Genomic DNA, 928 nt, shown 5'->3' on the forward strand with positions numbered 1-928 from the left:
TAAAAGTGAATGGTTCGGTTTAGCGGGATACTTACAATACCAGCGGACACATTGCGCGATAACATCGACAGGGTAATGTAGGTGACTGAAGGCTTTTCAGATCAGAGATATAGTCAGGGAACATAGTATCTTATCTGACGCAATTTTAATGCGACAAAAACCCACAATAAACGTTACTTAGGTTTTGTGATGATTAAGTTAACTGGGTTATTAAATGTCTTTCCACTTAATAAGGTTTCTTAAAATTATAAAATACTGGCTGGAGAGAAACCTCTTCAGCCAGTATTGCTAATGAAAAACAATCAATTCAGTAAAGTTTATATCAATTCATACATCTATAAATTTAAGTCCTCACTAAATTCATATTTCGATATTAAAATTGAACTGTAATCGTACGTCCAGGCTCTTCCTTTCCATTCACTTTCACTGTGAAAGTAGCAGTTGTACCTGGAGTGCCTGAAATCTTACTCTTATACCAAGTGTTAGACTCTGTAACTGGCCCAATATTAACTCCAGGTGCATTTGTCTCAAATACCACTGTAGGCATCGCCTGATATGTTATTGCAGGATTAAGCCCGTACATAATTGAGTGACCAGTACCACCGTTGTCCTGAATAAAATAGCCTCCTTGCAATCTTAAATCAACCGTTTTACCACTGACCACCGTACCGCCCACGCTCACCGTAATGGTGGCCATAACACCCGCATTAACGGCCGCGCTCAGAACTGAGCTGTCGGCCTTGACCGTCGCGCTGTAGACACCGCTGCTCTCACTGACCGTGCCGAAGGTGACACCGGACTGGGTGGTCGCAAAGGTCACGCCGCTCAGACCCGCAACCGCCTTACCTGCTGCATCCTTCGCCGTGAAGATCACACTGACAGTGTGAGAGTTGTCGGCCGCGACCATCGCTGCAGACAGATCCAGGGT

The 928-nt window shown here is 44.3% G+C and carries 1 protein-coding gene; it reads right to left on the reverse strand.

The window, feature by feature from the left end; all coding sequences use genetic code 11:
- Nucleotides 1–373 precede the first annotated feature (373 nt).
- The coding region (locus tag M979_RS22200) for an invasin domain 3-containing protein (protein WP_157093301.1) at nucleotides 374–928 on the reverse strand (555 nt) is incomplete at its 5' end.

This window comes from Buttiauxella noackiae ATCC 51607, assembly GCF_001654865.1.
Taxonomy (GTDB): Bacteria; Pseudomonadota; Gammaproteobacteria; order Enterobacterales; family Enterobacteriaceae; genus Buttiauxella; species Buttiauxella noackiae.